Consider the following 621-nt stretch of genomic DNA (forward strand, 5'->3'; position numbering starts at 1 on the left):
GGGTTGGCTGGCTGTCACTTTGATCTTGACGCTGGCATCGGTCGGCGGGGACTGGTCGGCTGCGATCCCTTCACTCGAGCGGGTCGCGGAGAAGAACGCCGTGTCCCTGATGCCCAAGGACGCGCCCTCGGCGCAGGCGATGAAACGCATCGGTCACAACTTCGGGGAGTCCGACTCGGACAGTTCCGCGATGATCGTGCTCGAGGGACAAGAACCCCTGGGCGATGAGGCGCATCGCTACTACAGCGAGTTGATTCGTGCGCTGAGAAGCGATCCGAAGCATGTCGAGCACGTGCAGGATCTGTGGGGCGATCGCCTGACCGCGTCGAGCGTGACAAGCCCCGACGGCAAGGCCACCTACGTCCAGCTCAACCTCGCGGGGGACCAGGGCACACCGCAGGGCGACGAATCGGTGGCCGCCGTGCGCGACATCGTCGACCGGTCGTCACCGCCGCCAGGTGTGGAAGTATTCGTAACTGGCGCTGCGCCTTTGGCTTCCGATATGCAGCACAGCGGAAACCGGTCGATTCTGAAGATCACCGCGGTAACCGTCGTGATCATCTTCATCCTGCTCTACATGGTCTATCGGTCGGTCGTCACGGTGATCCTGCTGCTCACCAT

At 62.8% G+C, this 621-nt stretch carries 1 protein-coding gene; it reads left to right on the forward strand.

The genetic code is table 11. From position 1 onward, the window contains the following. Positions 1–139: 139 nt before the first annotated feature. On the forward strand, positions 140–621 hold a 482-nt coding region (locus RM844_RS32070), incomplete at its 3' end, for an MMPL family transporter (RefSeq protein ID WP_311670972.1).

The organism is Streptomyces chisholmiae, assembly GCF_031845445.1.
Taxonomy (GTDB): Bacteria; Actinomycetota; Actinomycetes; order Streptomycetales; family Streptomycetaceae; genus Streptomyces; species Streptomyces chisholmiae.